The 2547-nt window shown below is 67.1% G+C and carries 2 protein-coding genes and 1 riboswitch; both genes read left to right on the top strand.

From position 1 onward, the window contains the following. Positions 1 to 97: 97 nt before the first annotated feature. Positions 98 to 730 (top strand): HEAT repeat domain-containing protein, encoded by a 633-nt coding sequence (locus tag KQ297_RS04410; protein WP_259738350.1) that lies wholly within the window; start codon positions 98 to 100, stop codon positions 728 to 730. Positions 731 to 762: 32 nt separating this feature from the next. After that, positions 763 to 891, top strand: a riboswitch (TPP riboswitch). Positions 892 to 986: 95 nt separating this feature from the next. Further along, positions 987 to 2372 carry a phosphomethylpyrimidine synthase ThiC gene (thiC, locus tag KQ297_RS04405; protein ID WP_259738349.1) on the top strand — a complete coding sequence of 462 codons (1386 nt, stop codon included), beginning with the start codon at positions 987 to 989 and terminating at the stop codon, positions 2370 to 2372. Positions 2373 to 2547 lie beyond the last annotated feature (175 nt).

The raw sequence follows: 2547 nt of genomic DNA, 5'->3' as shown, positions 1-2547 counted from the left end.
CCCCCCCCCCCCCCCCCCCCCCCCCGCCTCAGCTCCCTGGCAGCGGTCGCGCGAACGGCGTGGGAGGGTGAAGCCACCCCAACCCTGAGCCCAGGCCATGGCTGATTCAGACTCCACCAGCCCGGCTGGCCTGAACCCCGAGGAGATTCGCCAGGCCATCGTCTCCGGTGATCCATCCCGCGCCCTGCCGGCCCTGGTGGAGTTGCGGCGGCTGGAGGCGGAGCAGGCCGTGCCGCTGCTGCTGCTGGGCCTGGAACAGGAGCCGTTCATCGTCCGCTCGATCAGCTGTGCTGGCCTTGGGCTGAAGCGCAACGAGGCCGGCTGGGAGGCGCTGACGGCGGCCCTCAGGGGCGACGAGGATGCCAACGTGCGCGCCGAGGCGGCCAACGCCCTGGCCAGCTATGGAGTGGAGCGGGCCTGGCCGCTGCTGCGGCAGTCGTTCGCCGCTGACGACCAGTGGCTGGTGCGCTGCAGCATCCTCTCGGCCCTGGCGGAGCAGCCTGGGATCGATCCCAGGCTGCTGCTCGAGCTGGCCCGGATGGCCATTTCCGATGCCGATGGCAGCGTGCGCGTGGGCGGGGCTGAGATCCTGGGCCGCGTCGTCAGGGATGCTGCCGCCAGTCCTGGTCTGGTGGAGAGCGCCGAGGCGGCACGTCAGGCGCTGATCGGTCTGCAGCAGGACGCCGACCATCGGGTGGTGGCTGCGGCCCTGAATGGCCTTCAGGGCTGAAACGGCGATCTCGTTCAGTCTTGCTAGGTTCTGATCCTCGCTAGGGGTGCCCGGCCCGAGAACGCTTCCCCAAGGGCAGCGCTCCTCTGGCCCCGGCTGAGATCACACCCTCCGAACCTGATCCGGGTCATGCCGGCGCAGGGAAGTGTCCCGAATGCAACCGCGGTCCGATCGGTCCCGGTGGCGCCCGGATCCGGAGCTGTGCCCTCCCCTCCCAGCGGCCCCCGGTCCGAAAGCCCACTTTCTCGAGTCGATCATGCGCAGCGCCTGGATTGAGAAGCGTCGCGGCGACGCCAACGTGTCGCAGATGCACTACGCCCGCCAGGGTGTGATCACCGAGGAGATGGCCTTTGTGGCCAAGCGGGAGAACCTGCCCGAATCGCTGGTGATGGAGGAGGTGGCCCGGGGCCGGATGATCATCCCTGCCAACATCAACCACACCAACCTGGAGCCGATGGCGATCGGCATCGCCAGCCGCTGCAAGGTGAATGCCAACATCGGTGCTTCCCCCAACGCCTCCGATCTGGATGAGGAGGTGGCCAAGCTGCGACTGGCGGTGAAGTACGGCGCCGACACGGTGATGGATCTCTCCACCGGCGGCGTCAACCTCGATGAGGTGCGCACGGCCATCATCAACGCCTCAACCGTGCCGATCGGCACTGTGCCCGTGTATCAGGCGCTGGAGAGCGTGCACGGCTCGATCGAGAAGCTCGACGCCGACGACTTCCTGCACATCATTGAGAAGCACTGCCAGCAGGGCGTTGATTACCAGACGATCCACGCCGGCCTGCTGATTGAGCACCTGCCCCTGGTGAAGGGTCGCCTCACCGGCATCGTGAGCCGGGGCGGCGGCATCCTGGCCCAGTGGATGCTCTATCACCACAAGCAGAATCCGCTGTTCACGCGCTTCGATGACATCATCGAGATCTTCAAGCGCTACGACTGCAGCTTTTCCCTGGGCGATTCCCTGCGCCCCGGCTGCCAGCACGACGCCTCCGATGCCGCCCAGCTGGCCGAACTGAAAACGCTGGGTCAGCTCACCCGCCGCGCCTGGGAGCACGACATCCAGGTGATGGTGGAGGGTCCGGGCCATGTGCCGATGGACCAGATCGAGTTCAACGTCAAAAAGCAGATGGAGGAGTGCAGCGAGGCGCCCTTCTATGTGCTCGGCCCGCTGGTGACCGACATCGCCCCCGGCTACGACCACATCACCAGTGCCATCGGTGCTGCCCTGGCCGGCTGGCACGGCACGGCGATGCTCTGCTATGTGACCCCCAAGGAGCACCTCGGCCTGCCCAACGCCGAAGACGTGCGTGAGGGCCTGATCGCTTACAAGATCGCCGCCCACGCCGCCGACATCGCCCGCCACCGCCCCGGTGCCCGCGATCGCGACGACGAGCTCAGCCGCGCCCGCTACGCCTTCGACTGGAACAGGCAGTTCGAGCTCAGCCTGGATCCGGAGCGGGCCAAGGAGTATCACGATGAGACCCTTCCCGCCGACATCTACAAGCAGGCCGAGTTCTGCTCGATGTGCGGCCCCAAGCACTGCCCGATGCAGACCAAGATCACCGATGAGGATCTGGCCGGTCTCGAAGAGGTGCTGAAGGCGCAGGGCACCGAGAAGCAGGCTGCGACGGTCTGAGGTCGTCCCTGCTTTGACCAGCTCTCCTGGGGCCTCAGGGCCGCCTGAAAGTCCGTCCAGCTTGCCCTTGGCGCCCCTGCCGCGGCCTGGTTTGCTCGCGGGACCAGCCCCTCCGCAATGCCCCAGACCGCTGCTCCCGCTGTTGATTTCAGCGCCGATGCCGACCTGATCAGCT

Origin of the sequence: Synechococcus sp. CS-205, assembly GCF_025128255.1 — a bacterium.
In the GTDB taxonomy this organism is placed as follows: Bacteria; Cyanobacteriota; Cyanobacteriia; order PCC-6307; family Cyanobiaceae; genus Regnicoccus_A.
This window is presented reverse-complemented; position numbering and strand designations above follow the sequence as displayed.